Source organism: Paenibacillus sp. J14, assembly GCF_000518465.1.
Lineage (GTDB): Bacteria > Bacillota > Bacilli > Paenibacillales > Paenibacillaceae > Fontibacillus > Fontibacillus barengoltzii.
This window is the reverse complement of the sequence record NZ_JADQ01000009.1, coordinates 66,973-93,411: the sequence shown is the minus strand read 5'-3', so window position 1 is coordinate 93,411 and position 26,439 is coordinate 66,973. Positions and strand designations below refer to the sequence as shown.

The window sequence follows — 26,439 nt, the reverse complement described above, 5'->3', positions numbered from 1 at the left end:
CTCTTTTCGCGGCGCATGATATTTTATATCTTGTCGCCGCGAAAAATGGTTTAACGGCTTTCGCGGAGAGATCACATTAAGCGGTCGTGGCGGAATTGGCAGACGCGCACGGTTCAGGTCCGTGTGGGCTAACCCCCCGTGGAGGTTCGAGTCCTCTCGACCGCATCGTTTAAACTGCTAGAAGCTCTTGAATTCTCCTGTAGAATTTAAGAGCTTTTTTTGCATACTAGGCATAGTGAACAGCGGAGTGAAAGGGATAATCGCGTAAAGCTGCGGGCAAGAGAGTAATCCATACAAGCGAGGTGAGGCCGCATTGTTTCGAGTGGCGATTTGTGATGATGAGAAGCAACAGCGTGAGCAGATCAAGCAGATGCTGCTGGCGTTATCTTTTAAATCCAATATCGAATTTGACATCGAACAGTTTCCTTCGGGAGAGGCGCTGGTAGCCCATTATGAACAAGGGCAGACGCCGTTTCATATTCTCATTTTGGATGTGGAGATGGGCGGGATCAACGGCATTGCTGCGGCCCGCAAAATCCGGGAGCTTCAGCATCTGGATGAGCAGATTATCTTTTTGACGAGTTATCCTGAATATATGGTGGAGAGTTTTGACGTGTTTATTTTTCAATATCTGATTAAGCCCGTTGAGCCCTTCGTGCTGGAGGAGAAGGTGCTCAAGCTTTGTCATTACTTCCAAGCGCAAGAGAAGAAATTTTTGATCGTCCAGTCCGGCTATGAAGAAGTGGTGCTGAAGCATGAGGAGATTATCGCGATTGAATCCGCCAAGAGCCTAACGATGAAAAATAAACTCAAGTTCATCACCGTTTCCAAGGTGGTTGAAAGTAAGGGGCTGATCTCGAAGTATGCGGAAGCGCTAAAGGACAGCCATTTCTTACAAATCCATCGTTCGATTATCATCAACCTCAACCACGTGGTTAAATTTGCGGGCAATTTCGTACAGATGTCGAACGGGCTGGAGCTGCCAATCGGACGCTCGAAAGTGAAAGAAGTAAAGGATTTCTATACCAAATATAAGGTGATGAAGGATATTACCCATGATTCCATTTAATCTTCCGATTCTGATCAGCAGCGTGTTTGTGCTGGGGTTTCAGATTATTTTCTTCTTTGATTCAGTGTTTGGAAGAGCAACCCGTAAACCGCAGCGATTCGCGCATTTTGTTCTATTCGCGTTGTTGGCATCGGTTTATTTGACGCTTGATTTGGAGTGGTTTGCCTCCGGCGTGGCGCTGCTATTGATCTATAGTCTGGCGGATACGTACCAGGTAGAGTTAAAAAATAAACTTATGTTTACCGTGTTGTACGGCGTGTTGATGTCGATTGTGAATTCGCTGTCCATTTTTATTTTCTATACGCTCGATGCGGATGAATTTCGGGACTTTGAACCTACCAATTTTACGGCGTCCGCGAAAACCTTGTTGCTGTCCTGCATTTTGATGTTTGTCGTCATTCAGTTGATCCGGATGGTGGCCAAACGGCGGACGTATCCGTTAAAGCCCGGCTATTACCTGCTCTTTCTGTTCGTACCGGTGTTCAGCATTTATCAGGTCAATTTGCTGGCGGCGACCAGTGAGAAGAATCTGCATTTCTTCATTTGGGTCATTGGGTTGTTGCTCCTGAATGTTTTGGTGATCTATATGTTTGACACGATGATGGACAAATTCCAAATCCAGCAGGAGAACTTCCAATTGCAGCGGCAGATGGACTATCAGGACGCCAACTATGAAAAAACGGTACATAGCTTCAAGTCGATTAAACGCATCATCCACGATACAAACCAGCATTTTCTATATATCGAAGAGTGCATGAAGCGCGGGGATACGGCTGCGGCGTTAGAGCATATTCGGGTTACGCTAAATAAGGTCGAAGACGCTTATCATCGGGTGAATACCGGCCATCTCGTAATCGATGCGCTGGTGACCAATGCGCTTAACATCGGTGAAGCGAACGGCATTCGGATCGATACACAGCTACAGCTCCATTCGCAGGAGCTGAACATCGACCGCTATGACCTCTGCGTTGTTCTCGGTAATATGCTGGATAACGCCCTGGAAGCTTCCAAGAAAGTCAGGGTGGCGGAAGATCGCTATATTCTGATTCGTATCCGCTCGGACGCGCATGCCCTCACGATTCAAATCCTGAACCATACGGAGCAGAACGTGACCCGTCTGCAGAGCCAGAAGCCGAACCGGGAGTTTCACGGCATCGGTCTCACCAACATCTCCCGCATTTGTGACAAGTACGGCGGGAACATGACGATCGAAACCGGCAATAAGACGTTTAATAACATGGTGATTTTGCCGTTCAGGGATTAAATTTTGCGTTTCGGAACCAAATACGTCTCTTCCCATCTGCCTTCCTGTACGATAAGACCTGTAAAACACAGATCAAGGTACAGGGAGGAATCATCACATGAAGAAATGGATCTTTGGCTTCCTGGCGTTCTTGCTGGTATTGATCGTACCGGTAGGTCAAGGAAGTGTTCAAGCGGAAGCAAGCACCATCAAGGACAAAGCGCAGGCGCTGGCTCAAACCGTGATCGCAGATTACGATGTGACCAGCCTGCAATATGCGATTATGGACCACGGAAAAATCACGTTGTCGGATGGAGCGGGATTAGCGGATAAAGAGAAGGGAGCGCCGGTGACTCCTACTACGATGTATGGAATTGGCTCAGTCAGCAAAATGATTGTCGCTGCGGCGACGATGCAGCTGGTTGACGCCAAGCTCGTTGATTTGGATGAACCGCTCACGACGTATATCAATGACTTTAAAATGGCGGATGAACGGTATCGCCAAATTACGCCGCGCATGCTGCTAAATCACTCGTCCGGATTGTATGGGACCCACTATGAGAACAGCATGTTGTTTGATGACAACGATACGCAAAGCCATGACGAGTTGCTGCGCAAGCTGCGCTCCGAGCATTTGAAGTCCGATCCAGGCGCCTATTCGGTTTACTGTAATGACGGTTTTACGTTGCTGGAGATTTTGGTGGAACGGGTCAGCGGAATGAGCTATACCGACTACCTGAATCAACATTTCAACCAGCCGTTGGGACTGGTAAATACGAAAACGCCGCTGGACACCTTTAACCGCGCGAAGCTGGCGAAAGCTTATTTTCCGGGAGTGGAAGAGGTTTTGCCAGCAGAGAATGCCAATATCCTGGGTGCGGGCGGCCTGTACTCCACCGCTGAAGATTTGGTGAAATATGCAGAGGTGCTGATGGGCGACCGTCCCGAACTGTTGTCCAAGGCTGCCGCGAAATCGATGCAAGCCCACGAATATCGCAACGGCATCTGGGTAGAAGAAGAATCCAATGTGTTTAACTACGGATTGGGTTGGGACGCAGTGGATTTGGCTCCTTTTGGAGATTACGGCATCACCGCTTTATCGAAAGGCGGCGATACGATTGTGTATCACGCTGCACTGATCGTTTTGCCGGAGCAGCACATCTCGATCTCTGTCCTTTCTTCGGGAGGAAGCTCGTTCTATAACAGTGCATTTGCCGCTAGAGTCTTACTGGAGTATTTGAATGAGAAAGGCTGGATTGACGAGATCCAACCTGACCCAACCTTCGAGGCTCCTGTAAAAGTTGAAATGCCTAAAGAGCTGCAAGCTTATTCTGGGCTATACGGCATGGTCGGCGAAACGATGAAGGTAGAGATCAAGCAAGGGGAATTCGAATTACCCGCGCAAATGAGCGGGCTGATTCCGGAACAAACGTATGTATATACAGGGAATGGCCGATTTACGAGCAGCGATGGCGCCACGAATGTCAGCTTTGTGAAGGAAACCAACGGCAAAATCTATTTGAAGCTGGACACTGATTTGAACTTCCCGGGGCTTAGCCAAATGCATATGGTGTCCTACGAATATCAGAAGCTGGAAGCCCAGCCGCTGAGCCAAACGGTGAAGGAACAATGGAAAGCCAGAGACGGCAAAACATACTATGCGCTGGACGAAAAAATCAATTCGTTTTTTTACTTGTCCACGGCCATTATCAACAAAACGTTAGCGCTTGATCTGGATTACGGATATGCCAACGGCGCGAAGATCGTGGATGCGAATCAAGCGGTTAACGTGATGGAAATTCCGAATATGAACGGCCGGGATGCGTTTGATTTCAAATTCTCAAAGTCCAGCGGCGCAGAGATTTTGGATGTAAATGGTCAAACCTACATTCGCGAGGACGGGATTCCGAACCTTTACGCTGGTAAGGAATCGAAGATTACCATTCAACCAAGCGGCCAAGCAAGATGGTTTCACATTCAGCCGTCCTTGGCCGGGCGGACGATGACCGTGAACATGGAAGGTAGCGGCGGCTTCATCGTATATGACGAACAAGGGCTGATGGTCCACTCGTCGATCATTCGTAAGCAAAATTCCATTCCACTGCCGGCCGGCGGGAAGATCGTCTTTGGCGGGCAGGCAGGTGATGTATTCCGCATTCATTTAAGTAATAAGTAAATAATCCGATATGAATCCAAAAGCCGCTAGCCAAGCATATGATGCCGGGCAGCGGCTTTTTTCTATACTCAGGTGGGTTCTGGACAGAAGCCTGGACTTAGAGTGGATAAATATTGGGCGTAACCCGGATCGAGCTTCGCCAGTTCAGCAAAATAGCTCCCGATTCCATGATTGGTAGATAATGAAGTGTCGGCGAAGTACAAAGGATACGAGACGGGGACATGTCGGTAATAGTAGGTTTTGGCTTGTTTGGGCAGCTTGAACACAGTTGGAGGGATGTGGGTCACCGCATCAAATTCATTATGAATCCGGTAGCTGTTGGGGACGTGCTGCGAAAAGGCCTGAACGAAATCCGGGTCTCCCACGCGAGGAGAACCAAACGTAAACAGGATGGGAACCCGGTTCGTATTGACAGCGATATCCATTGCACATAGCGTGGCTAATGCGGCCCCTAGGCTGTGACCGGTGAGATATAGCGGTTTGTCTTCGGGAAGCCGACGCAGCGCGGAGTAGATCTGGCGGCGGGCGGATGCATATATCCCGGTAAATCCCTTGTGTGTGCTGCCAGCATCCTTGGCCCATTTGAATTTCTGCTGGGTTGCGATGGCATCAGCGATCCAATTGGAGGCCGAGCTTGTTCCACGGAAAGCAATGATGATCTCCTCCGGCGAATGCCAAATAAATCCGAAACGTTCCCATACTCCAATCAAAGATTTCGCTTCGAGCGTATCGTACAGCGCATAAGGAGGCGGAAGAACAAATGAACCGTCTGGATTTTTGAATTGCGCATAGGTCTGGCTGCACACCGCGGCTAAGAACATCGCACGCTGGACTTGATTCTGGTTAAGCTCCATCATCCACCCTCCTTGCGTCTTCCTGCTTTCAAATATATTAAGCGTGAGGAAGGAAGATGCTATAGTGCGCCATTGACCCGGTCTTATATAATAGGGACGACTGGAAATAACTATCGGCGGAGGACCCCATATGGACATTCAGATATCGGCCTTAAGTTCGGAGCGGCTGGAGGACTTCAAGGCGTATTGCCGGAAGCATCGTCAAGAGGTCGACGATTCCTTCCTGTATGAAGAGGATTTGACGGAATTTCAAATTCACGAAGAACACCCCACCTATATCGCTGTTAATAGGGAGGGAGAGTTGATTGGCACTGCTTCCATTATTGCTGATGCCTATCAGCGGAAAGGCCTACAGGCGCGTTTTCGCATTTTGCATAGCGAGACGGGAGATCTGGCGGTGTATCGGCGCTTGCTTGACGAAATCGTGAAGCATGGCGAGGGCTTGGACAAGATGTTTATTTTTGTCCCGTCCGTCAATCCCGGGCTGATGGAGATCGTTCCGCAGCTTGGTTTTCAGGTGGAGCGGTACTCCTTCCTGTTGGTGAACGAGCAGCTGGAGCCTGTGCCCTATGAAATTCCGAAAGGCTACAGTCTGCGCGGGTTTCGTCCCGGGGAGGACGAGGGAGCCTGGTGCGCCGTGCGGAACGCCGGCTTCTCCCAGTTAAAAGGCAGCCAGACACCGATCACACCGGATATGGCGGCGAAGTATGCCAAGGAGGCGGATTATCTGGACGGCGGGATGATCTTCTTGGTTCATGAGGGACGGCCGGTCGGCATCGTGCGCTGTTCGGACGATGAATATCTGGATGCGCCGATCATGAACATCGGTTCGTTGGCGCTTCTCCCTGAATATCAGGGGAAGGGGCTGGGACGTCTGCTGCTGCGGCGGGCCATGGAGTTTGGCCGGGAAAGCGGCTATCACCGGACTATCCTGTGCGTGAATGCGGAAAATGAACGGGCGAAGGCCTTATATCTTCAAGAAGGATTCAAAGAGGTGGAATACGCTGTGAATTATCGGCTGGATCTGCGGTGTCGGTGAGCGGCGGGAGACCGCCGGTTCACTTTTTTTGTAACCGTTGTCATCAGGAGTGAACATTCATGGATGCTGGGGGGATCGATATGAGTGAGCTTTGCCGGGTTCTGATCGTTGATGACGAGCTGTTGGTACGGCAGGGGATTAAGCACCATCTGGATTGGGGGCAGCAAGGATTTCAAATTGTCGGCGAAGCAGCGAATGGCAAAGAGGCGTTAAAGCTGGTGGAGCAGCTGTCACCGCATATCGTCATTACGGATATTGTCATGCCGGTGATGGATGGGGAGGAATTTACCCGCGTGCTGAAAGCCCGTTACCCGCAGGTCGAGGTGATTGTGCTCAGCAGCTTTGGGGAGTTCGAGTATGTGCGTTCCACATTCCAGAGCGGTGTCGCGGACTACATCCTCAAGCCCAAGTTGGAGACGGAGGAGCTGTTGCAGGTACTGCAAAGAACTGCCCGCAAAATCCCCGGGCTGGCGCTCCAGGAAGCTGCGCGCGGTGACCTGCCGCTCGTCCGTTTGCTTGAACGTCTGATTGACGGATACGCGCCGGAGGAGGGGGATGCACGGCTGGCGGCAGCTTTCCCCTACGAGCGGTTCCTGCTGACCGGCACGGATGCCGGGTGGATGGCCGGGGAGCCGGAAGGGTATCTGGAGGGACTTGCGGCAGGGCTCGAGAGCCGATTACAGGAGCTGTCTGTTCCGGTGCGGCTCCAAAGTATTGTTACCGGGGACAAACGGTTGCTGATGCTGCTGAATTTTTCCGATGCGGACAGCCAGGAAGTGATTGAGGCGATTCGCGAGTACGCGCGGAACAAGGCGGAGGCGATGCCGGAGACAACGTGGGTGATCGGCAGCGAATTTGCGGAGCTAAACGATTTGGGGAGTATGTATCGGGAGGATTGGCTGAAGCTGCTGAGCTATCGGTTTTATTTTCCGGGGATAACCGTCCTACAGGCGGATGAGTTGCCCCCAGCTCGCGGTCTTCCTGCGTTCGATATGAAGGAATTACTGTCCGGGCTGAAGCGGGGGCAGGCGGAGGAAGTTTTTGCACGAATGCGAGAACTTGCCGCCGAAGCGGCCGGTTGTTACTTGCAAACGCCATTTGAATTCAAATCGTTCCTGGGGAATGCGGTCTTCCATGTCACCCTTGCTGCCTTGGAGCTTCATCGTGAGGCGAAGGAACTGGACGGGTTAAAATACGCTTACTTCAAAGCGATCGATGAAGCGCAGGATGCGACGGGTGCTCTGCAGGCGTTTAACACGTTCTTAAGCGAAGTAGAATCGATCGTTGCCGCCCGCGTTCCGCTCCCCGGCGACGGTAACATGAAGCTGCTGCTCGACTATATCGACGAGCACTATGGCGAGCCGCTCACCTTAACCTCGCTTAGCCGGCATTTTCATTTTAATCCGTCGTATTTATCGAGTTATTTCTCTGCTCACAATGATGAGGGGTTCAGCGAATATTTGAACCGGGTTCGGATTGCCAAGGCGATGGAACTGCTGCGTTCAGATGGATTGCCGATCTCGGAAATCGGCAGCCGCGTCGGTTATTCGGACCCGAGTTATTTCACCAAAGTGTTCAAAAAACATACGGGATTGTCGCCGCGGGAATACCGGCGGCAGCAGCTCGCCAAGAGGGGATGACGGATGAAGTTGATCGAAAAATTTCGCCGCAGCCGTCTGATTTCCAAACTGTTCATCGTCATGACCGTCAGCATCGTTGCCGTGTGTCTGCTCACCTCATTGATCACCATCCGCATGGCGGAGCGGCTGTTCGCTGAGACGTTCAGTATCACCAACGGGAAGGTATTAAATCAGATCAATACTGGACTGGAATCATTTAACGATTCCGTCGTTAATGCCGTCACGTTTGCCTCGCAAAGCGGTTCGGTGAAGACGTATCTCACCGGCGGGGATACGAATTCGGTGGCGATGTCGAAGGTTTACTACCGCATGGCGGAGCAGATGGAGCAAATCTCGTCCAATCTGGGGGCATATGATGTTGCTGTCACCATTATCGGGGTTAATGGGCGCAGCTATTCCACCGATCCGAATTATTGGCCGGCGTCGCCGCAGGATCTTGCCGACGATCCGTTAACCCGCCAAGCTGCCGCCGAGCCGCTGCGAGTGTTGTACCAATACGATGAGCGGGACGGGAAAGCGGGCAAGGAACGGTTTATTGTGGCTACGAAAGCGTTGGTCGACCGAACCGGCGGGCTTAGTTACGGGATGCTCTATATCGCGATACGGGAGTCAGAGTTTCGGCGTTTTTTTGCCAACTTTACCAGCAACGGCAACGATGTTTTGGTGCTCGATCCTTCTGGAGTCGTGGTCTCCAGCAACCGCACGGAGCTGATCGGCGGCAAGTCGCCGGAGCTGCTACGCGATGTGGAGACGCTGAAGCGCGACCAGCTCGATTATTTAAACGGTACAGCGTTTGGTCAAGATGCCATCATTCTGGCGAATGAGCTTCCGCCTTATCATTTCTATCTAGTGAATCTGATCGACCGGCAGTACACCGCCGGGCAGATCATGAACATCCGCCAACTGGCGCTGATCTGCTTGACTATCATTGGCGCTGCGCTGCTAGTTGTGTTCGTGATCTCACGCCGATTAACGCTGTCGTTAACCCGTTTGGTTCGGCTGATGTCGACCATCACAAAGAAGGATTTCCGCAATTATATCGCTGTCAGCGGCAGTTATGAGGTAAGAGAGCTGAGCAAGGCGTTTAACTATATGCTGGACGAACTGAACGATTATGTGCACCGGCTGCTGGAGACGCAGAAGGAGCAGCGGAACGCCGAGCTCGCCGCATTGCAGCGGCAGATCAACCCGCATTTTCTTTACAATACACTCGCTTCGATCAAGTTGTTGGTGCAGAAGGGCAATAAGGAGACGGCCGCCGAGACGATTAATGCGCTGATCTCCCTGCTGCAAAATACGATCAGCAATGCCAACGAAACGATCACGATCGAGCAGGAACTGGAGAACTTGAAAAACTACGTATTTATCAAGCAAGTCCGGTACGGCGACCGAATCAAGGTAAGCTATTTCGTGTCGCCTGACTGTATGCATTGCAAGGTTCCGAAGCTGATGCTTCAGCCGTTTATCGAAAACGCCTTTTTCCATGCGTTTAACGTCAAAACCGAAGGGACGATCTACATCCTGATCTCGAGAACAGAGCACTCGCTTGTGTGCGAAGTGGCAGACAACGGGGACGGAATGGAAAATGGCGGACAAGAACTAATGCTGGAGCAGCACACCTCTGACGAATCAGTTTCGGGCGCTTCCAAGGGGCGGAGACGGAAGCCTGCGGGTATTGGTATTCAGAACGTTAATCACCGAATCAAGCTGTTGTACGGAGAGTCCTACGGTGTACAGATCTCCAGTGTTAAAGGGCAAGGGACGCAAATTCGCATTGTGCTCCCGTTAATGGAGGAAACGGAGGTTACCGGGGATGCGGTCTAAAGATTTTTCCATTTTCCAAAAAATAGACCACTGCCGCGAAAGCCCCTCCTTCACACGGACAAGAAAATCACCAAACCACACAAAGATATTCCTAACGGCCGGTTCGACCGCAATGCTATCCTAAAAGCGAGCAAAAGGAAGCGCTTACTTATAGGTTGAAAGCGCTGCCCATCATTAAACACGAGGGGGATGAACCGAAATGAGAAAAAGCTTGATTGTGCTGCTAGCCATTTTACTGCTAACGCTGGTGGTGTCTGCTTGTTCCGGAGGTTCCGGAACTTCAGGAAACGGTGGGAACGCGGCAAATCCAGGTAATTCAGCCGATTCGAGTGCAGGAGACGGCGGGGGAGCGTCGCAAGGCAGCCAGGAAATCACGGTTTGGGCTTGGGATCCCAACTTCAACATTGCGGCATTGAACCTGGCCAAAGAACGCTATGAAGCGAAGCATCCCGACGTGAAGGTGAACATCGTAGAATATGCGCAGGACGATATCGTGCAGAAGTTGAACACCGGGCTCAATTCGGGAACAACCAAAGGGCTACCCAATATTGTGCTGATTGAAGACTACCGGGCGCAAAACTTCCTGCAGGCTTATCCGGATGCATTCCGTGATATGTCTGATGTGATCAAAGCAGAGGATTTCGCCGAGTACAAAATCGGGCCAACCAGCTATAACGGCAAGCAATACGGCGTTCCGTTCGATTCCGGAGCAACAGGGCTGTATGTGCGGACGGATTACCTGGAGCAAGCAGGTTATACCTTGGACGATGTGACGAACATCGATTGGAACCAATATATCGAAATCGGCAAGAAGATCAAAGAAGTTACCGGCAAAGATATGCTGACTCAAGATCCCAACGACCTCGGGTTAATTCGGGTGATGGCGCAGTCAGCAGGAGAGTGGTATCTGAAGGAGGACGGCAAAACGCCAAACTTGGCGGACAATCCGGTAATCAAGGAAGCGCTGGAAACGTACAAAGCGATGTTTGATGCGAATATCGTCAAGATGAATTCGGACTGGAGCCAATTCCTGGCGGCCTTTAACAACGGAGATGTCGCGACCGTGCCTACAGGTAACTGGATTACGCCGTCCGTCAAAGCCGAAGCCTCCCAATCCGGCAAATGGGCGGTTGTCCCAACGCCGAAACTGGCGGGCAGCGCCAATTCCGTGAACGCCTCGAGCCTTGGCGGCAGTTCATGGTATGTCATGAACCTGGACGGTCAGGACGCGGCAGCGAATTTCCTCGCGGAAACGTTTGGTTCGGACAGCGAATTCTACTCCCTGCTGCTGGAGAAGATCGGTGCGATTGGTTCGCTGAAGGCAGCCTCCAGCGGTTCTGCTTATGATAAAGCCGATGATTTCTTTGGCGGCCAGAAGATTTATGCAGATTTCGCGAAGTGGACGGAAGAAGTGCCTAAGGTCAATTACGGGCTGCACACCTATGCGATTGAGGACATTCTGGTCATCGAAGTTCAAAATTACTTAAACGGCAAAGATGTGGACAGCGTCATGCGCGACGCTCAAGCTCAGGCTGAATCCCAGCTGCAATAAGCGAAGCGAAAGGAACTAATGAAACCTTGGGCTGTTCCCAGTTCCAAGGTTTCACTGGTTCTGAGGCGGCCTTGCGGACTACAAAGAGAAGGAGATGAAATCAATGAGAGCATCCGGGCCTGCACTTCGCTTGCGCTGGAAAACTTCGATTATCGGTTGGTCTTTTGTCATTGTTGCGGTGCTGATGATCGCTTGGTTTTATTTCTATCCGATGATCCAAGCCTTCATCCTATCACTGCAAACCGGCACCGGTTCGAACCTGACCTATCACGGGCTGGGGAATTACCGGCGGTTGTTTACAGACTCCATGTTCCTGACCGCGGTCAAAAATACATTGATTTACCTGGTTGTTCAGGTGCCGATCATGGTGTTGTTGGCTTTGGTGCTGTCCGTCGTGTTAAATGACCGGAATTTGAAGTGGAAAGGCTTCTTCCGCACGGCGATTTTCCTGCCTTGCATCACGTCACTGGTCGCGTACTCGGTCATTTTCAAGTATCTGTTTGCAGGCGACGGATTAGTGAATCTGATGCTGCTGCATTTGCACCTCATATCCGAACCGATCCCCTGGATCACCGACCCGTTCTGGGCGAAGGTGACGATCATTATCGCGATCACTTGGCGTTGGACCGGATATAACATGATTTTTTACCTATCAGGGATTCAAAATATCGAGCCGACGATTTACGAAGCGGCCAAAATCGACGGGGCGTCGGCGGTGACGCAGTTTTTCCGGATTACGATTCCGCTCCTGAAACCGATCATCTTGTTTACTTCAATCACTTCGACCATCGGCACGTTGCAGCTGTTCGACGAAGTGATGAACATTACGCAGGGCGGACCTGGGAACGCCAGCTCTACGATCTCGCAGTACATCTACAATCTCTCGTTTAAATACTCGGCAAATTTCGGGTATGCGGCAACGGTGTCGTATTCCATTGTCGTGATGATCATACTCTTATCCATCATCCAGTTTAAAGTGGCAGGTGATCGCGATGCTTAGAGCGGCCAAACGATTTTCGATGTATGCCTTCCTCGCTGTGGCGGCGTTTGTCTCGATTTTTCCGTTTCTATGGATCATCGTGAGCTCAACGAACCCGTCGGTGGACGTCACCCGGGGCAAGCTGCTGCCGGGCTCCCATTTTGGGGCAAACCTGCGCAACCTGCTGGATTCCGTTGATATCCTAAATGCGCTTAAGAATTCGCTGGCCGTCTCCGTCTCCACGACGCTGCTCGCCCTGCTGATCGCTTCACTGGCGGGTTATGGCTTCGAGATTTACCGCAGCAAAGCGAAGGACATGGTATTTAACGTGCTGCTGCTGTCGATGATGCTGCCTTTTGCGGCTTTGATGGTGCCGCTCTACCGCATGTTCGGCCGAATTACCAATCTGTTGCCCTTGATCGGTATCGACACGCTGGCCGCGGTTGTGCTGCCGACGATGACGACAGCGTTTCTGATCTTCTTCTTCCGCCAGAGCACCAAGATGTTCCCGAAGGAGCTGCTGGAAGCGGGCCGGATCGACGGTTTATCCGAGCTGGGGATGTTCTTCCGCGTTTATGTGCCTACGATGAAGACAACGTATGCGGCAGCGGCGATTATCACGTTTATGAGCAGCTGGAACAACTATATGTGGCCGCTGATCGTGCTGCAAACACCGCAGAAGCAGACGGTGCCGCTGCTGATCTCCACGCTGGGTTCCAGCTATTCACCGGATTACGGGCTGATCATGCTGGCGATTGTCATTTCGACGCTCCCGACGGCCATCGTTTTCTTCGTGATGCAGAAGCATTTTGTGGCCGGGATGATCGGGTCGGTGAAATAACGAGGGGCTCGCCATTAATGATAAGTTGGCAGCCAATCCCCATGCGCTTCGATCAAGTCATCACACATCGCGATAATATCGTCGATGGACAGCTCAGCGGACGTGTGGGGATCCAGCATGGCAGCATGGTAGATATGCTCCCTCTTACGGGTAATCGCCGCTTCGATCGTCAAGAGCTGGGTGTTGATGTTCGTCCGGTTTAACGCAGCGCATTGCGGCGGCAGATTTCCTACATAGGTAGGCGTTACGCCGCTGGCATCCACAAGGCAGGGAACTTCCACGCACGCTTCGGATGGCAGGTTCGGGATCAGCCCTGTGTTCATGACGTTGCCTCCGATCTTAAACGGAACATTGGTTTCAATGGCTTCCATGATGTACGAAGCATATTCGTGCGTGCGCTCATGCGTCAGTTCCCGGTTGCCGACGAGCTCCTCGCGCATGCGCTCCCAATTCGAGATTTGCTCGACGCAACGGCGCGGGTATTCATCCAGCGGAATTTGAAAACGTTCGATTAGTTCAGGATAGTTCCGTTTGATGAAGTAAGGATGATATTCGGCGTTATGCTCGGATGATTCCGTAACGTAGTATCCAAATTTCAGCATCAATTCGAACCGAACCATATCATGATGCGGCTGTTTTTGCTTCTGTGCCGCAAGGCGTTTGATTTCGGGATAGAGGTCAACGCCGTCCCGGGTAACTTCGAGCAGCCAAGCCATATGGTTGATGCCCGCGATTTTCGCCTGAACACCTGTAGCGTCCAGCCCCAGGCTGCTGAACAATCCTGGCACGCAAACCTGCACGCTGTGGCAGAGACCAACGGTACGGACCTGTCCATACGTATTCATGACGTTGGTTAGCACAGCCATCGGGTTCGTGTAGTTGAGGAATAAGGCGTCCGGGCAAACTTCACGGATATCCGCGGCAAAGTCCAGCATGACAGGAATCGTCCGCAGGTTGCGGAAAATGCCGCCGATCCCCACTGTATCGGCGATCGTTTGGCGCAGCCCGTATTTCTTCGGAATCTCAAAATCCGTAATCGTACACGGATCGTATCCGCCGACCTGGATGGCGTTGATCACGTATTTCGCCCCTCGCAGCGCTTCCTTCCGGTCGGTGTAGGCTTTCACGACGCATGTGCTGCCGCTGCTGTGCTTCAGATTGTTTAGCATGTTCTCCGAATCTTTGAGGCGCTGCAGGTCGATATCGTACAAAGCCAGCTCGAAGCCCTGCAACGCGGGAGTCAACATGCAATCGCCTAACACGTTTTTGGCGAATACCGTACTTCCAGCCCCGATAAATGTAATTTTGGACATGTTAGATCTCCTCCTTTTTCCTCCTCAATATAGCTCTCCACCTGAAAGAAAGGTATGGAGGAATGAAAGGGAAGTATGGAGGAATGTTGTATTTTGGCCTGCCATCCCTTACGCTAGGGAGAGCAGGCCATTATGCTTTCAGGAGGTTGTGGTGATTGATTCCCGAGCACGACTTGTTTGAAGTCCATATGAACCCTGATGACCGGGAGCGGGACATCACGGTCTTGTTTAGCGGACAAGGGCGGCCGCACCCGAACCATCGCATCGGGCCGTCCGTGCATGACTATTTTTTGCTGCATACGGTGTTTGAAGGGAAGGGGACGTATACCTGGGGAGGACAGGAATATTCTTGCCGGACGGGGGATACCTTTGTCATTTTTCCAGAGGGATTGTTCACTTACGAGGCGGATTCCCTAGATCCGTGGCATTACGCATGGGTTGCGTTAAGAGGACCGGGGGTCCTTCGGCAGTTGGCGGATGTTGGCATTACACCGGATAAACCGGTGGTAAGTTCTGAAGAGCCGGAGGAACTACGGGAGTTATACGCTCGGCTGCGATCATCGTTTCGTCAAAGCGACCCTCCGCATTTGGAGAGTCTTGAGGCAGCGGGCTGGATGACGCTGCTGCTGCATCATTTCGGAAGGGTGAATCGGGAGCACCTGCCTCGTAACGCAGCGAAAGAGCCAACGATGATCGACCGGCAGGTAGAGCAGGCGATCCGCTGGTTCCAGCTGCAGTATCCGCAGCAGATCGGTATTGAAGAGCTGGCGCGCAATTTAGGTTACCATCGCGCCCATCTGTTCATCGCCTTCAAGGCCCGGACAGGACTGTCACCGAAGCAGTACTTGACGAAGGTCAGGATCGAGAAAGCGAAGGAGCTGCTCACCGGCCCGTTAACCATTGACCAAATCGCTTCCTCCGTAGGTTTTAACGATGCGTTATACTTCTCGCGGCTATTTAAGAAATCCACGGGTATGTCCCCTAGTGAGTATCGCAGCAGGAGTGGAAGGGGATAGGAGGACAGCGCTCAGAAACATGCAAAAGGCGCTGTGTGCAAACAACGCCTTTTGCGTGATGTTCTAATCCCCTGACCAGCGCTGCAGCACCATCAAGGCGGCTCCTGTGGCTACGGCGGATTCGGTTAGCTGCCCTTGGGTGAAGAGCGGATTATACTGAGGGTAATGGTACGCATTCTGCTTGGCGACCTCCACCGCAGTATCGAAGACGAGCGGGTGCGCGTTGATCAGCGGGCCGCCCAATACAACATATTCAGGGTGTAACGCATTAATCAGATTCGCCAGCCCGGTTCCGAGGCAGACCGCCGTCTCCTGAAATTGTTCCTTAACCAGCGGATCATCCTGCGACAACGCGTCCACCAGAGTCGCGAAGTTGATCTGCTCCGGGGCTAGGCTGGACAAGACGCTGCTGCGTCCGCTCTTCAGCTCTGCACGTACCCGATCTTCCAGCGCAGGCACGGACACGAAAGCCTCCAAGGCACCGGAGTTGCCTTTATTGCGGAGCTTGGGTCCGTTCATCTGAATGATCATTTGTCCAATCGCTCCCTCGGTATCGGCGGCGCCCCGAAGAATCCGGCCTTCTGACATAGCGGCGGACCGGATATTCACGCCGACGTGTACGTAAAGCGCATGGCGGATCGTGTCCGAGCGCAGGGCCCAGTGTTCGCCGATCAGCGCGGTGTTGGCGCCGTTGTCTAGCTGGGCCGGGATACCCAATCTCTCTTCAAGCATGGCACAGATCGGGACGTGGCGCCAGGACGGCGCGGGGAACCACTCCGGTTCGAGGATGATGCCATTCTGATGATCCAACGGGCCTACCGCCCCGATGCCCAGGCCCAGTACGTCGGCGGATGTGATGCCATGCTCATGAAGAAACCTTTTGGCCGTATCGGTAACAAGGTCGGCCAGCACCTCCGGTGTCATGTGTTCATCCATTTTCCAACGAGCCAACGACAACGGGGTCAAATGCATATCATACAAACCGAGAACCGAGTAAATTCGGGAAATCTCCAACCCTAAGATATACCGGTACTTCGGATTGGTTTGGAACAAGATTGGCTTGCGGCCGCCGGTCGAGTTCCCCAGCCCGGAAATGACGAGCAACCCCCGGTTGGTCATCTCCTCCAGGAACCGCGTCATGCTGCTGGGGGTGAGTGAAAATTCGTTCATTAAATCGGCTTTGGAGACGGTGCCGAGAAATGAGATTCGGTCATAAATCTGTTTCTTAATAGAAGGATTGGAATGAGTCAACATTGATTAAGGTCTCCATTTCCAAGTTCATACTGCGGGATATTTTTAGGTATCAAATATAAAGTATAAAGGGAGTTGGAGTGTAAAACCAGCCCCTCTGAACTTTGATCAGAACGATAGATTAAGGATTTTCCTGTTGACTCTCTGAAAAAGAAGTGATAATATATATTCTGTTGCTGCAAATGATTGCATCAACTATTTATGCGGTCGTGGCGGAATTGGCAGACGCGCACGGTTCAGGTCCGTGTGGGCTAACCCCCCGTGGAGGTTCGAGTCCTCTCGACCGCATCACTTCATCAATGACAGGCTCCTGATCTGCTGTTTCTAGCAGAGCAGGAGCCTTTTTGATTACTCAATATCTTAATCAGGCGCAGCTGCAGGCATCCAACCAGTTAGCAGCGCTCCGCCTTCCGAATGGTTACCTGCGGAGAGCTCACCTCCGTGAAGCCTTACAATTCTTTGTGAAATGGTCAGCCCTAATCCGCTGCCTCCAGTTGAACGATTTCTAGATGCTTCACCGCGATATAGAGGTTCAAAAACTCGATGTAGTTCTTCCGAGGAGAAGCCCGGGCCGGTATCACGGATCATAAACTTTATCTTGTTACCTTCTTTATCACATTGAACAACAATTTCACCATGCGAGGGTGTGTGTCTGACGGCATTATCCAACAAATTGTTTATCGCTCGCTCCAATAAATGCAGATCACCGTTAATGAAGCAGTCGTCTGCAGCATGGGTCGAGATCGAGAGGTTCTTTTGGCGAGCTAGCGGACTTAAACTTTCAACCGATTTCAGGATGATGAATTTAAAATCAATCTTCTGATGATGAAGATCCATCTGCACATGCTCCATCTTTGTAAATGTGAACAGGTCCTCTACCAACCGGTCCAATTGCGCCGATTTTTCCTTACAAACCGCCAAATATTTGGTTATTTTATCCGGGGATTGGGCAATGCCTTGCTCCAGACCATCCAAGTAACCTCGTAAGGCGAACAATGGGGTACGCAAATCATGAGCAACAGCTGTAATCACGAATCGGCGCTCTTCTTCCAATTCCGCTTGTTTTTGAAAAGCTTTTTGCATTCCATTCACCATCACTTCGAATGCATCGCGTACCTCAGAGATTTCGGTGATATAGGATCTAGGCAACTCTACATCCCAATCTCCTGCAGCGATTTTTCTAGCTGCAAAGCTCATCTTTTCGAGAGGCTTTAGAAGAAACCTTCGCATTTCAACACCGACAATAAAAAAAGCTAACAATAGCCCGGTAAATATCGAAATGAACTTAGCCGCATTTGACTTCGGAAGATAAATCATGACCTTTCCAAGTAAATGACCGTCCTCTATAATGGAGAACCGTTCGGTAGAAGGCAATACGCCATGGCTCTGCGGATTAGAACGGTAAATTTCTTGATCTGATGCAGATAGAATAGCCGCTTCCATTTTCGCTTGTTGCAACTCATGATGCAATTGGTTTTGCCAATTCGGATCCCTCCATTTGTCCGAATTGGTTTCGATCAGCCGTACGATCTTCTCGATCCATTGTCCTTGCAGAATCTCGGCTTGAGATCCATTTTTTGCGAAGCTGAGCGTGTTTGTCTCTATGAAGTGTGTTGTCACATAAAAGATCCACGGCACTAGCATTATGAAAAAGAAAAGCAGTAAAGTAAACGAACGAATACGAAGTGTTCTCATCTTAACCTCCCTCGAAGCGATACCCTATTCCCCATACGTTGACTAGGTATTGAGGATGGTTCGGATCGGATTCAATTTTTTCGCGAAGTCGACCGATGTGCACCCGAATCGTATGCCTGTCGCCTACTCCATTCCAAAATTTCGAAAGTATCTGTTCATATGAAAAAACATGCCTGGGGTGTTCGGCAAATAATCGCAATAATTCATATTCCCTCGGGGTGAGCACTATACTCTTCCCATCCACGAACACTTCTCTTGTGGATAGATTTAACTTGATGCGGCCAAAATCCAGGATTCTCTCACTCATTTGCAGTTGGGAAACAGAACGTCGTAGTACAGCTTTAATCCTGGCTACAATTTCACCGGGTGAAGCGGTTTTGACAATATAATCATCACCGCCGAGCGTCAGGCCGCGAATCTTGTCCACATCGTCGCTGCGTGCGCTCAAGAAAAGGATCGGAACGTTACTCTTCTCCCTAATCCGGCGACATAACTCAAACCCGTTTTGACCCGGCATCATGATGTCAAGAACAATACAATGAATGGAATTCTGCTCAAACAATGTCCAAGCTTGAATAGAATCACAAGCGGTTATAACGCGAAAATTTTCGTACTCTAAAAAGTCGCTCAATAGTTCAACAATGCTTTGATCATCGTCTACAACCAGTATGGTACTGATTTCACTCATGAATATCCCACCTTTGAAAACTAGTTTATCATTTAACCCCATGCAACAAACAGAACCACCTAATTTGTGATGATTTGTTTATTGTTTTGTGACCTTTATACAACTTCATTTGAGATACTCGTTTGTTACGATACTTCTTGCCGAGTCGGACAGCAAATATCGCGAGTTAGGGCTTTTCTACGCAAAAAACGGATGAAGGAGGTTGACATATTTCCCAGATACGATCCGCAGGTTCGAGGATCAATCTACTGACTTTGAATATGAGGAGGATTATGGATGTTAACGGTTCAAGTCGTGCTTTTTGATGGCTTTGACCTTCTGGATGCCATTGCGCCTTACGAGGTTTTTTGTGCCGCGGCAATGTATGCTGAACACGCGTTAAGCGTAGAATTCGTTACCGCTGAAGGGCCGAGATCCGTCACCAGCGGCATCAACGGGTTAAAAATTGAAGCGAGCGGCAGACTGAACCCGGAACGTACGGGCATCATTCTCGTACCTGGCGCGTCGGGTGACGTCGAAGGAGATGGGCCGAATTCGCCCCCAGCCATTCTGTCGCGGGCACTGAATACCGAATTGGTTGAAATGATTGAGCAAGCACTCGGGCAAAATGACATCATCGTTGCCACGGTTTGCGGCGGTTCCCTGTTACTGGCCATGGGAGGGCTCTTGGAGGGCAGACCAGCGGTAACGCATCATCTGGGCATGGATGTACTTGGAGCAACCGGAGCCATTCCCGTTCCTGCACGCGTAGTGGATAGCGGCAACCTGGTCACTGGTGGCGGCGTTACTTCGGGACTCGATGTAGCGCTGTATCTGGTGGAACGCGAGCTTGGACCGCGCATCGCGCACGCGGTAGAGCAACTGTTCGAATACGAACGGAGAGGAACGGTCTGGCGGGAAGAAGGAAGGGCGCCTGGCTCTCACAAGGCAGAGACCGACGAAGAAACGAACGCGACGAACAATATGGGGATGATTTATGATACCTCGGAAATCAAATTACCCGGAGAATCTGAATTCGACGGGGATTGGGATACAACAATTGCTACGCCTGTTGGAAAACTGGAGGTCAAGCTCTCCATTTCCATAAGGAATGGGTTGGTCCAAGGCCAGGCTACACAAGGGGATGAGACGGTCGAGTTTATAAATCCCTTACTTCAGGACAATAAGCTCACCTGGTCGCTGCGCGTCACGAAACCTATGAGGTTAAATCTAAAATTCGAAGTTACCGTGCGTGGAGATGACATGATTGGATTCGCCAGAGCCGGCATACTGCCTGCATCCAAATTAACAGGCAAGCGTGTTACCTAACCCATAAATGCGATTTGGCAATTAAAATGAGGGGATGGATCGCATGAAGGAGTGGAAAATATCATACGGCCTTTTGGCCTGCATCAGTATTCTATTTATCCTTTACGCTTTGGTGGCCAATTTTATTATCGATCCCGAAGCAAAGGCGTTTATAAGCCATAAAATCGGCCTGAAGCGCGAACTTAATCTTCCGGTCTGGATCAACGTTATGCACGTTCATGTTGCGTTTGCCTGCATCGCCATGGCGACAGGGTTGCTCAACTTCTCCAACCGCGTCCTTGAAAAAAGCCGCAAGTTCCACCGTATAAACGGCTACGTTTATTTAGTATCCGTCCTTCTTGTCGTGATTACTTCCGGATATATGGCTCCTTATGCTACCGGAGGAAAAATAAGCAGTATGGGGTTCAACGCTCTTAATCTAATATGGCTGTTTATCACCATTACGGCGCTTGTACAAATCAAAAAGAAACGCATCATTCGGCACCGGAACTGGATGATCCGAAGTTACGCCTTTTGTTTTACGAACATGACAATTCATCTCATCACCTCCCTTTTTTATCAGGGATTTGGTCTCATTTACGCTACCAGCTATACAATTGGCGTTTACGGCTCTATTGTGCTGCTGTTGATCATTCCTAACATCATTATCAGAAATATCAATCGATCCAGAAAGGCAGTGGTAGGATGAAAAAAATTATAGGAGTACTCATGTCGTTTGTACTAGTTCTATGTCTAGTTACCTCTGCAGCAAGTGCGAATTCAAAAGAAAATAATGATCCATTCAAAGACAAAAGGATGCATGTTCAAATCGTCTTGTTCGATGGTTTCGATCTGCTGGACGCATTAGCACCATACGAAGTATTCGCTGCTGCGGGAATGTACTCAAAAGGAAGTTATTGTAGCTACAGTATGCGGTGGTACACTACTGCCTGCGATGGGAGGTTTGTTGAAAGATAGACATGCGGTTACCAATCAAATAGGCATGGAAGCGTTAGGATCTCTCGGTGCAATTCCGATTGAAGCAAGAGTCGTTGAAGATGGTCCTCGCTTCGTAAGCGGGGGAGGCGTGACTTCGGGTCTTGATGTGGCCTTGTATTTGATTGATCGTGAGTTAGGTCCCCAAATCGCAAATGCTGTAGAAAAGTTATTCGAGTACGAGAAAAGAGGCACGGTGTGGCGAGCGGAAGGCATTGCGCCGATCCATTTTGACGAAAACTAATACCGATCCGATAAGAGCAACAGCGGCAGACTAGGATGCAAAAGACCATAGCCTGTCCGCTGTTGTTGGCTCGATCACCGGCCAAAAGAATGCAACTGGCTTTGGTTTGGCTAAATTTTTCATGAGACTGACTTGCATCTTATTCAAAACAAAGTTATCATAGATACATGAAGTCTTTAATTCGAATGGAGGTGTACTATGAAAATTCACAAGCAACTGATTATGCGTTTGAGGTGATGTTCCATTTAGTGGCAACAACGCCGGACAAGATTACTAGACCCATTTTATGACAAATTAAAGATATTATATATCCATAGTATATCTAATTGAAAGGAAGATCACGATGGCTATTCAACATGCGAAAGATTCTACTTTTAGACAGATGGTGCAGACGGAAGGGATAACAGTAGTGAATTTTTGGGCTCCTTGGTGCGGTCCATGCAGAATGTTTGCACCTGTATTAGAGGAGTTTGAAAAGGAAGCAAATGATTCCATTAAAGTCGTTAAAGTTAATGTAGATGAAAATCCGGTAACCTCTTCACAATTTCAGATTATGAGCATCCCGACAACCATTATATTCAAAGATGGACAGCCTCTATATAAAGAAATAGGCATATTGTCGAAAGGTGAACTGCAGCAGCTTGTTGGCTCCAAATAAATCAACAAGAAAGGGGAGATTCTTTTGACTTATGATTGTGCTATTATCGGCGGAGGCCCGGCAGGACTCAATGCGGCTCTGGTACTTGGGCGGGCCAGACGCAGTGTTGCGTTATTTGATAACAGCCAGCCCCGAAATGCGGTGACACATGCCTCCCATGGATTTATAACAAGAGACGGTGTGACACCCGCCGAGTTCAGGCGTATTGCATATGAGGAGGTTCTGGGGTATCCCTCCGTAGAACTTTTACCTTGGGAAGTGACCGAGATTCACCGGACTGATCACAGGTTCGTCGTTGTGACGTCAACCGGAAAACAGATTGAAGCACGTAAATTACTGATCACCACGGGACTTAGGGAGATTTTCCCGGATATTCCAGGTTTGCGTGATTGTTATGGAACAAGTTTATTCAGTTGTCCCTACTGCGATGGCTGGGAGCTTCGAGATCAGCCGCTAATTGTTGTTTCCGAGAACTCTGGAGTGTTTCATATGGCCAAGCTGCTCTATACCTGGAGTAAAGATCTTGTGATTTGTACAAATGGGCATGCTGTTCTGGACAACGATCAAAAACAACTGTTGAAATCCAGAAACATCGAAGTGGTTGAACAAGCAGTAACGATGTTTATCGGTTATGAGGGGAAATTGCGGCAGGTGGAATTTGCGGATGGCACACGAATCGAGAGAACGGGAGGATTCATTACACCGGAATGGAAACCGAAGGCGTCTTTTCAGGGTTCGCTTGGTTACGAGGTAAATGAGTTTGGCGGTATCGCCACAAATGAGTGGGGCAAAAGCTCGGTTCCAGGTGTGTATGCCGCCGGGGATGCAGCTTACGTAATGCCTTCCCAGTTGATTTTTGCTGCAGCAGGCGGAAGCAAAGCGGCGATTGGCATCAACATGGAGCTGACAGAAGAAGATTTCGTTTAGCTCTAAGTGGACATGTCCTTCTCTTGGGGAAAAAGTTTCTTAGAGAGAAGGACTTTTTTCAAAAGTCATAAGTGTAATGGCTACATATAACAGAAAGGGATGAAGAGGATGATGACGAACGATTTTTTTAATGATGCCGTTTGGGAAGCAGCTTGGAAGAATGATCCAGATACAGCGGTTAGCAAAATGAAAAAAGCTGGAATTGATCCAGCACATACTTTTGACCATAGGGCAAAGTCATTTAACGAGCAGGCGTTTAGCGAAGAAGGCAGGCGAAGAACAAAACGGATTATGAATTGGCTGGAAAGTCAGGGTGTGACATTTAAAGATATCTCCATATTAGACATTGGAGCGGCCTCAGGCGGATTTACCGTGCCATTTGCGGAGAGAGGGGCTAGTGTTACTTCTGTGGAGCCTAGTCTTCCATTAGTTGAGCTATTGAAAAGTAATATAACGGGATTAAAGAACGGGAATGTAGAGATTGTGGCTGAGCCTTTTGAAGACATTGATATTCAAGCAAAGGGGTGGGAAAAAGCCTTTGATTTCGTATTTGTCTCCATGTGCCCGGTTATTGTCGATTGGGACAGTGTGGAGAAAGTGCTGAGCTGCGCACGACAGTATTGCTATATCAGCCTGTCTGTCGGCTCCAGGGAGCACAGTCTGGTAAAAGAGATTTGGCCTTTGGTCACTGATCAGCCCATGAAAACGGAACATTTGGAAATGGCTTATTTGCTCCATTTACTGTATCTCAAAGGGTATTCCTATCAGTCGCTCGTAACCCGGGAAATGAAATCTACAGAAGTATCTAGAGACACGGCGCTCCAGGAGGTTATGGAATGGCTGAGAATTTTCGGTTTGACTGCGGACGACCAGAATAGGAAAATCATAGCCAATTATTTGGAACGGACCTATCCGACGGATAAGGTTGTCATCCAGCAGGGTGGGCGTTTTGGCAAGGTGCTTATTCAATTGAAGGATCAGAGCATGTACACCGGTGTCCAAGAATTTCCCCATAAGTAATTTCTTTAACTGTATAATGGATAAAAAATATCTGTAATATCTACAAACTGGAGTGTCTGTAGTAAATTGAGGAACGTTATGAAAAGAAAACCTGTAATCATTGTCGCATCTCTAATCGTCGCGAATTTTTTGGCACAACTCATGCAAACCATGCTGAACACGGCTTTGCCACAAATGATGCTTGACCTTGGAATCCAGGTCAATCGGGCGCAATGGCTGATCACCGTCTATCTTCTGGTTTCTGGAATTGTCATCCCTGTGACGGGATTCCTGATCGGAAAATACTCGACGAGAACCCTGTTTTTCGCATCCGCTGGGGCCTTTACGACAGGGACGCTAATTGCCGGCTTCTCCGTCGACTTCACATTGATCCTATGCGGACGAATTATTCAGGGGATTGGCGCCGGATTGCTGGTACCAGTGTTCCTGAATACGATTATCCTAGTGTTCCCAAAGGAAAAACTCGGGGCAGCGATGGGGCTGGCCAGTCTCATTGTGGGACTCGCCCCTGCACTGGGGCCGACGATTTCCGGCTTCGTGATTCAAAATCATTCTTGGAGAATCTTATTCTATGGGGTGGCGCCCATAGCGATCGCGAACCTGTTTGTCGCCTATTATTGCTTGGAAAACGTTTGGGATACGCATAAAGCGAAATTGGACTGGAGATCTATTCTCTATTCGAGTTTGGGCTTCGGTTGTCTGTTGTATGGATTTAGCATCCTTAGCGATCAGGGAAAAGGGATTCAGTTTGCGCTGACCTTCCTTATCGTGGGATTCGCAGTGTCGTTTCTGTTTGTGAAGCGCCAATTCAAACTGGCCGTCCCTTTGCTTGATTTCAACGTATTTCGTTACCCGAGATTTACTTATGCATCGATTATAGGCGTAGTCCTGTTCATTGTGATGGCCGGGGTGGAACTGCTGCTCCCGATATATGCACAAAATGTCAGGGGACTACTGCCTAGAGAATCGGGGCTAATGTTGCTCCCAGGTGCATTGCTGATGGGGGTGTCCGGAGTGGTTTCGGGTAAAATCTACGACCGTTATGGCGGTCGCTATTTGATTCGGATTGGCTTCTTCGGGATAGCCGCCGTAACGGCCCTATTAACGATAGCGCTATCGATTCACGCTCCGTATGGTCTGTTGGTAGGGTTATATGCGTTGCTTATGACCGGGGTCGGTTTTATGATGACCCCAATTACTGCTTTTGCCATGGCAAGCTTGCCGAATTCGATGATGAATTACGCTTCGCCGATGACCACGGCCATACGTACATTGGGCATGTCAATGGGCGGGGCTCTGCTCATCACCCTGGTGACAATTACCGCAGATTACAGCTCATTATCTTTTCCGATCAATATGCATCAAGGAATTCAAGCCGCATTTTGGTCACTAGCCCTCGTTGCAGCGAGTGGTTTTCTTCTTACCTTCTTTGTTCCATATGGTAAAGGTTCAGTGGAATATAACGAATAAAGGAGTAATAAGGGAGGCGATATTTGACATAAGCCAATGTAAAAAGTTATTATGGGCACATAAAGTCCATAATTGAGGTGAACATCACGTTATGAAATTTTCTAAAGCGACAAACTATGCTCTTCATACGATGCTCTTTCTTGCCGCATTCCCGCCGAACAAACTTATCGGCGTACAGCAATTGGCGGAGAGACAAGAGGTTTCTCCAACGTATTTATCCAAAATCCTTACCAAGCTGGTCAAGGCAGGAATGATTGAATCGACTTCAGGAGCCAATGGTGGATATCGCTTAAAACGGAATTGGGAAGAAATCTCGTTTCTCGACGTGATTCAAGCCATTGAAGGCTCCGCCTCCTTATTCGACTGCGAAATGAATCATGGATCAGAGTGTTTAGTTCAGAAGGTGATGGTATCGGCTGAAGAGAAAATGGAGGACTTTTTAAAAAAACAAAAATTATCTGAGATTGCTAAGAAAATGACAGTAGTTCTTTGAAGAAAAACTGTTTTTATGAGAATGGTTTATTTTATTAAACCGTGTTCACGAAGAAGAGCTCTCGATATACCTTAATGGTGAATCGAGAGCTTCTTTTGCATATTCGGAAACTTGTCGAATGCAGGAGCCTGGAGGTTCTGGTTTAAACTGAGAAAATAAGTTTT

The 26,439-nt window shown here is 49.6% G+C and carries 22 protein-coding genes, 2 tRNA genes and 1 pseudogene; 20 read left to right on the top strand and 5 right to left on the bottom strand.

What is annotated here, in order from left to right; translation table 11 throughout:
* Positions 1 to 80 precede the first annotated feature (80 nt).
* From M891_RS0104790 to M891_RS0104775, 4 genes are all read left to right on the top strand, one after another.
* A tRNA-Leu gene (locus tag M891_RS0104790) sits at positions 81 to 165 on the top strand.
* Between the two features lie 148 nt (positions 166 to 313).
* Positions 314 to 1,069 (top strand): LytR/AlgR family response regulator transcription factor, encoded by a 756-nt coding sequence (locus M891_RS0104785; RefSeq protein WP_028538017.1) that lies wholly within the window; start codon positions 314 to 316, stop codon positions 1,067 to 1,069.
* Positions 1,056 to 2,333 (top strand): ATP-binding protein, encoded by a 1,278-nt coding sequence (locus tag M891_RS0104780; protein ID WP_028538016.1) that lies wholly within the window; start codon positions 1,056 to 1,058, stop codon positions 2,331 to 2,333. The genes M891_RS0104785 and M891_RS0104780 overlap by 14 nt, the downstream gene beginning before the upstream one ends.
* Before the next feature lie 97 nt (positions 2,334 to 2,430).
* Positions 2,431 to 4,488: a serine hydrolase domain-containing protein gene (locus M891_RS0104775; RefSeq protein WP_028538015.1), complete on the top strand. Its 2,058-nt coding sequence runs from the start codon at positions 2,431 to 2,433 to the stop codon at positions 4,486 to 4,488.
* A gap of 68 nt (positions 4,489 to 4,556) precedes the next feature.
* On the opposite strand, the gene M891_RS0104770 is transcribed toward M891_RS0104775, so the two are convergent.
* Complete coding sequence (locus M891_RS0104770) at positions 4,557 to 5,342, bottom strand: lipase family protein (RefSeq protein WP_028538014.1); 786 nt, start codon at positions 5,340 to 5,342, stop codon at positions 4,557 to 4,559.
* Between the two features lie 130 nt (positions 5,343 to 5,472).
* Here M891_RS0104770 and M891_RS0104765 point away from each other — a divergent pair, with 130 nt between their 5' ends.
* The 6 genes from M891_RS0104765 (at position 5,473) to M891_RS0104740 (ending at position 13,217) form a co-directional block, all read left to right on the top strand.
* The gene (locus M891_RS0104765; RefSeq protein WP_028538013.1) at positions 5,473 to 6,381 is read left to right on the top strand and encodes a GNAT family N-acetyltransferase; all 909 of its coding nucleotides are present in this window, start codon (positions 5,473 to 5,475) and stop codon (positions 6,379 to 6,381) included.
* 59 nt (positions 6,382 to 6,440) lie between these two features.
* Positions 6,441 to 8,021, top strand: a complete 1,581-nt coding sequence (locus M891_RS0104760) for a response regulator transcription factor (protein ID WP_309599151.1) — start codon at positions 6,441 to 6,443, stop codon at positions 8,019 to 8,021.
* Positions 8,022 to 8,024: 3 nt separating this feature from the next.
* The gene (locus tag M891_RS0104755) at positions 8,025 to 9,845 is read left to right on the top strand and encodes a cache domain-containing sensor histidine kinase (RefSeq protein WP_051416834.1); all 1,821 of its coding nucleotides are present in this window, start codon (positions 8,025 to 8,027) and stop codon (positions 9,843 to 9,845) included.
* Between the two features lie 199 nt (positions 9,846 to 10,044).
* Complete coding sequence (locus M891_RS0104750) at positions 10,045 to 11,397, top strand: ABC transporter substrate-binding protein (protein ID WP_028538010.1); 1,353 nt, start codon at positions 10,045 to 10,047, stop codon at positions 11,395 to 11,397.
* Positions 11,398 to 11,500: 103 nt separating this feature from the next.
* On the top strand, positions 11,501 to 12,397 hold the full coding sequence (locus M891_RS0104745) for a carbohydrate ABC transporter permease (RefSeq protein ID WP_028538009.1): 897 nt from the start codon (positions 11,501 to 11,503) through the stop codon (positions 12,395 to 12,397).
* Entirely contained in the window at positions 12,390 to 13,217 is an 828-nt protein-coding gene (locus M891_RS0104740) for a carbohydrate ABC transporter permease (protein ID WP_028538008.1), read from the top strand. Before M891_RS0104745 ends, M891_RS0104740 begins: the two co-directional genes overlap by 8 nt.
* A gap of 14 nt (positions 13,218 to 13,231) precedes the next feature.
* Here M891_RS0104740 and M891_RS0104735 read toward each other — a convergent pair whose 3' ends face one another.
* Positions 13,232 to 14,530 (bottom strand): alpha-glucosidase/alpha-galactosidase, encoded by a 1,299-nt coding sequence (locus M891_RS0104735; RefSeq protein ID WP_028538007.1) that lies wholly within the window; start codon positions 14,528 to 14,530, stop codon positions 13,232 to 13,234.
* A gap of 155 nt (positions 14,531 to 14,685) precedes the next feature.
* On the opposite strand from M891_RS0104735, the gene M891_RS0104730 reads away from it, so the two are divergent.
* Positions 14,686 to 15,546 (top strand): AraC family transcriptional regulator, encoded by an 861-nt coding sequence (locus tag M891_RS0104730; RefSeq protein WP_028538006.1) that lies wholly within the window; start codon positions 14,686 to 14,688, stop codon positions 15,544 to 15,546.
* A gap of 63 nt (positions 15,547 to 15,609) precedes the next feature.
* Here the strand turns inward: M891_RS0104730 and M891_RS0104725 are convergent, their stop codons facing one another.
* Positions 15,610 to 16,800 carry an ROK family protein gene (locus M891_RS0104725; RefSeq protein ID WP_028538005.1) on the bottom strand — a complete coding sequence of 397 codons (1,191 nt, stop codon included), beginning with the start codon at positions 16,798 to 16,800 and terminating at the stop codon, positions 15,610 to 15,612.
* 200 nt (positions 16,801 to 17,000) lie between these two features.
* On the opposite strand from M891_RS0104725, the gene M891_RS0104720 reads away from it, so the two are divergent.
* Positions 17,001 to 17,085, top strand: a tRNA-Leu gene (locus M891_RS0104720).
* 72 nt (positions 17,086 to 17,157) lie between these two features.
* Here the strand turns inward: M891_RS0104720 and M891_RS0104715 are convergent.
* Positions 17,158 to 18,492: a sensor histidine kinase gene (locus M891_RS0104715; RefSeq protein WP_028538004.1), complete on the bottom strand. Its 1,335-nt coding sequence runs from the start codon at positions 18,490 to 18,492 to the stop codon at positions 17,158 to 17,160.
* 1 nt (position 18,493) lies between these two features.
* Entirely contained in the window at positions 18,494 to 19,180 is a 687-nt protein-coding gene (locus M891_RS0104710) for a response regulator transcription factor (protein ID WP_016312684.1), read from the bottom strand.
* A gap of 276 nt (positions 19,181 to 19,456) precedes the next feature.
* On the opposite strand from M891_RS0104710, the gene M891_RS0104705 reads away from it, so the two are divergent.
* The 8 genes and pseudogenes from M891_RS0104705 to M891_RS0104665 all read left to right on the top strand — a co-directional run bounded on the left by M891_RS0104705 (position 19,457) and on the right by M891_RS0104665 (position 26,275).
* A complete protein-coding gene (locus M891_RS0104705; protein WP_028538003.1) occupies positions 19,457 to 20,488 on the top strand; it encodes a DJ-1/PfpI family protein in 1,032 nt (343 codons plus the stop codon).
* Between the two features lie 43 nt (positions 20,489 to 20,531).
* Positions 20,532 to 21,176 carry a DUF2306 domain-containing protein gene (locus M891_RS0104700; RefSeq protein WP_028538002.1) on the top strand — a complete coding sequence of 215 codons (645 nt, stop codon included), beginning with the start codon at positions 20,532 to 20,534 and terminating at the stop codon, positions 21,174 to 21,176.
* 107 nt (positions 21,177 to 21,283) lie between these two features.
* Positions 21,284 to 21,686: pseudogene (locus M891_RS23315) on the top strand (hypothetical protein); the annotation flags it as partial.
* A 364-nt stretch (positions 21,687 to 22,050) separates the two neighbouring features.
* Positions 22,051 to 22,365 (top strand): thioredoxin, encoded by a 315-nt coding sequence (trxA, locus tag M891_RS0104685; RefSeq protein WP_028537999.1) that lies wholly within the window; start codon positions 22,051 to 22,053, stop codon positions 22,363 to 22,365.
* A 24-nt stretch (positions 22,366 to 22,389) separates the two neighbouring features.
* On the top strand, positions 22,390 to 23,292 hold the full coding sequence (locus tag M891_RS0104680; RefSeq protein ID WP_028537998.1) for an NAD(P)/FAD-dependent oxidoreductase: 903 nt from the start codon (positions 22,390 to 22,392) through the stop codon (positions 23,290 to 23,292).
* Positions 23,293 to 23,403: 111 nt separating this feature from the next.
* Positions 23,404 to 24,312 carry a class I SAM-dependent methyltransferase gene (locus M891_RS0104675; protein ID WP_028537997.1) on the top strand — a complete coding sequence of 303 codons (909 nt, stop codon included), beginning with the start codon at positions 23,404 to 23,406 and terminating at the stop codon, positions 24,310 to 24,312.
* A gap of 78 nt (positions 24,313 to 24,390) precedes the next feature.
* Entirely contained in the window at positions 24,391 to 25,782 is a 1,392-nt protein-coding gene (locus M891_RS23310) for an MDR family MFS transporter (RefSeq protein WP_016312676.1), read from the top strand.
* Between the two features lie 91 nt (positions 25,783 to 25,873).
* Complete coding sequence (locus tag M891_RS0104665) at positions 25,874 to 26,275, top strand: Rrf2 family transcriptional regulator (protein WP_016312675.1); 402 nt, start codon at positions 25,874 to 25,876, stop codon at positions 26,273 to 26,275.
* The last annotated feature ends 164 nt before the right edge of the window (positions 26,276 to 26,439 follow it).

Bases quoted from the DNA above. Each gene is read 5' to 3' on its own strand.
- M891_RS0104745 (WP_028538009.1), top strand. From the start codon at position 11,501: ATGAGAGCATCCGGGCCTGCACTTCGCTTGCGCTGGAAAACTTCGATT.
- M891_RS0104665 (WP_016312675.1), top strand. From the start codon at position 25,874: ATGAAATTTTCTAAAGCGACAAACTATGCTCTTCATACGATGCTCTTT.
- M891_RS0104710 (WP_016312684.1), bottom strand. From the start codon at position 19,180: ATGAGTGAAATCAGTACCATACTGGTTGTAGACGATGATCAAAGCATT.
- M891_RS0104780 (WP_028538016.1), top strand. From the start codon at position 1,056: ATGATTCCATTTAATCTTCCGATTCTGATCAGCAGCGTGTTTGTGCTG.
- M891_RS0104705 (WP_028538003.1), top strand. From the start codon at position 19,457: ATGTTAACGGTTCAAGTCGTGCTTTTTGATGGCTTTGACCTTCTGGAT.
- M891_RS0104675 (WP_028537997.1), top strand. From the start codon at position 23,404: ATGACGAACGATTTTTTTAATGATGCCGTTTGGGAAGCAGCTTGGAAG.
- M891_RS0104765 (WP_028538013.1), top strand. From the start codon at position 5,473: ATGGACATTCAGATATCGGCCTTAAGTTCGGAGCGGCTGGAGGACTTC.
- M891_RS0104715 (WP_028538004.1), bottom strand. From the start codon at position 18,492: ATGAGAACACTTCGTATTCGTTCGTTTACTTTACTGCTTTTCTTTTTC.
- M891_RS0104750 (WP_028538010.1), top strand. From the start codon at position 10,045: ATGAGAAAAAGCTTGATTGTGCTGCTAGCCATTTTACTGCTAACGCTG.
- trxA (WP_028537999.1), top strand. From the start codon at position 22,051: ATGGCTATTCAACATGCGAAAGATTCTACTTTTAGACAGATGGTGCAG.
- M891_RS0104700 (WP_028538002.1), top strand. From the start codon at position 20,532: ATGAAGGAGTGGAAAATATCATACGGCCTTTTGGCCTGCATCAGTATT.
- M891_RS0104755 (WP_051416834.1), top strand. From the start codon at position 8,025: ATGAAGTTGATCGAAAAATTTCGCCGCAGCCGTCTGATTTCCAAACTG.
- M891_RS0104735 (WP_028538007.1), bottom strand. From the start codon at position 14,530: ATGTCCAAAATTACATTTATCGGGGCTGGAAGTACGGTATTCGCCAAA.
- M891_RS0104775 (WP_028538015.1), top strand. From the start codon at position 2,431: ATGAAGAAATGGATCTTTGGCTTCCTGGCGTTCTTGCTGGTATTGATC.
- M891_RS0104740 (WP_028538008.1), top strand. From the start codon at position 12,390: ATGCTTAGAGCGGCCAAACGATTTTCGATGTATGCCTTCCTCGCTGTG.
- M891_RS0104725 (WP_028538005.1), bottom strand. From the start codon at position 16,800: ATGTTGACTCATTCCAATCCTTCTATTAAGAAACAGATTTATGACCGA.
- M891_RS0104770 (WP_028538014.1), bottom strand. From the start codon at position 5,342: ATGGAGCTTAACCAGAATCAAGTCCAGCGTGCGATGTTCTTAGCCGCG.
- M891_RS0104760 (WP_309599151.1), top strand. From the start codon at position 6,441: ATGGATGCTGGGGGGATCGATATGAGTGAGCTTTGCCGGGTTCTGATC.
- M891_RS23310 (WP_016312676.1), top strand. From the start codon at position 24,391: ATGAAAAGAAAACCTGTAATCATTGTCGCATCTCTAATCGTCGCGAAT.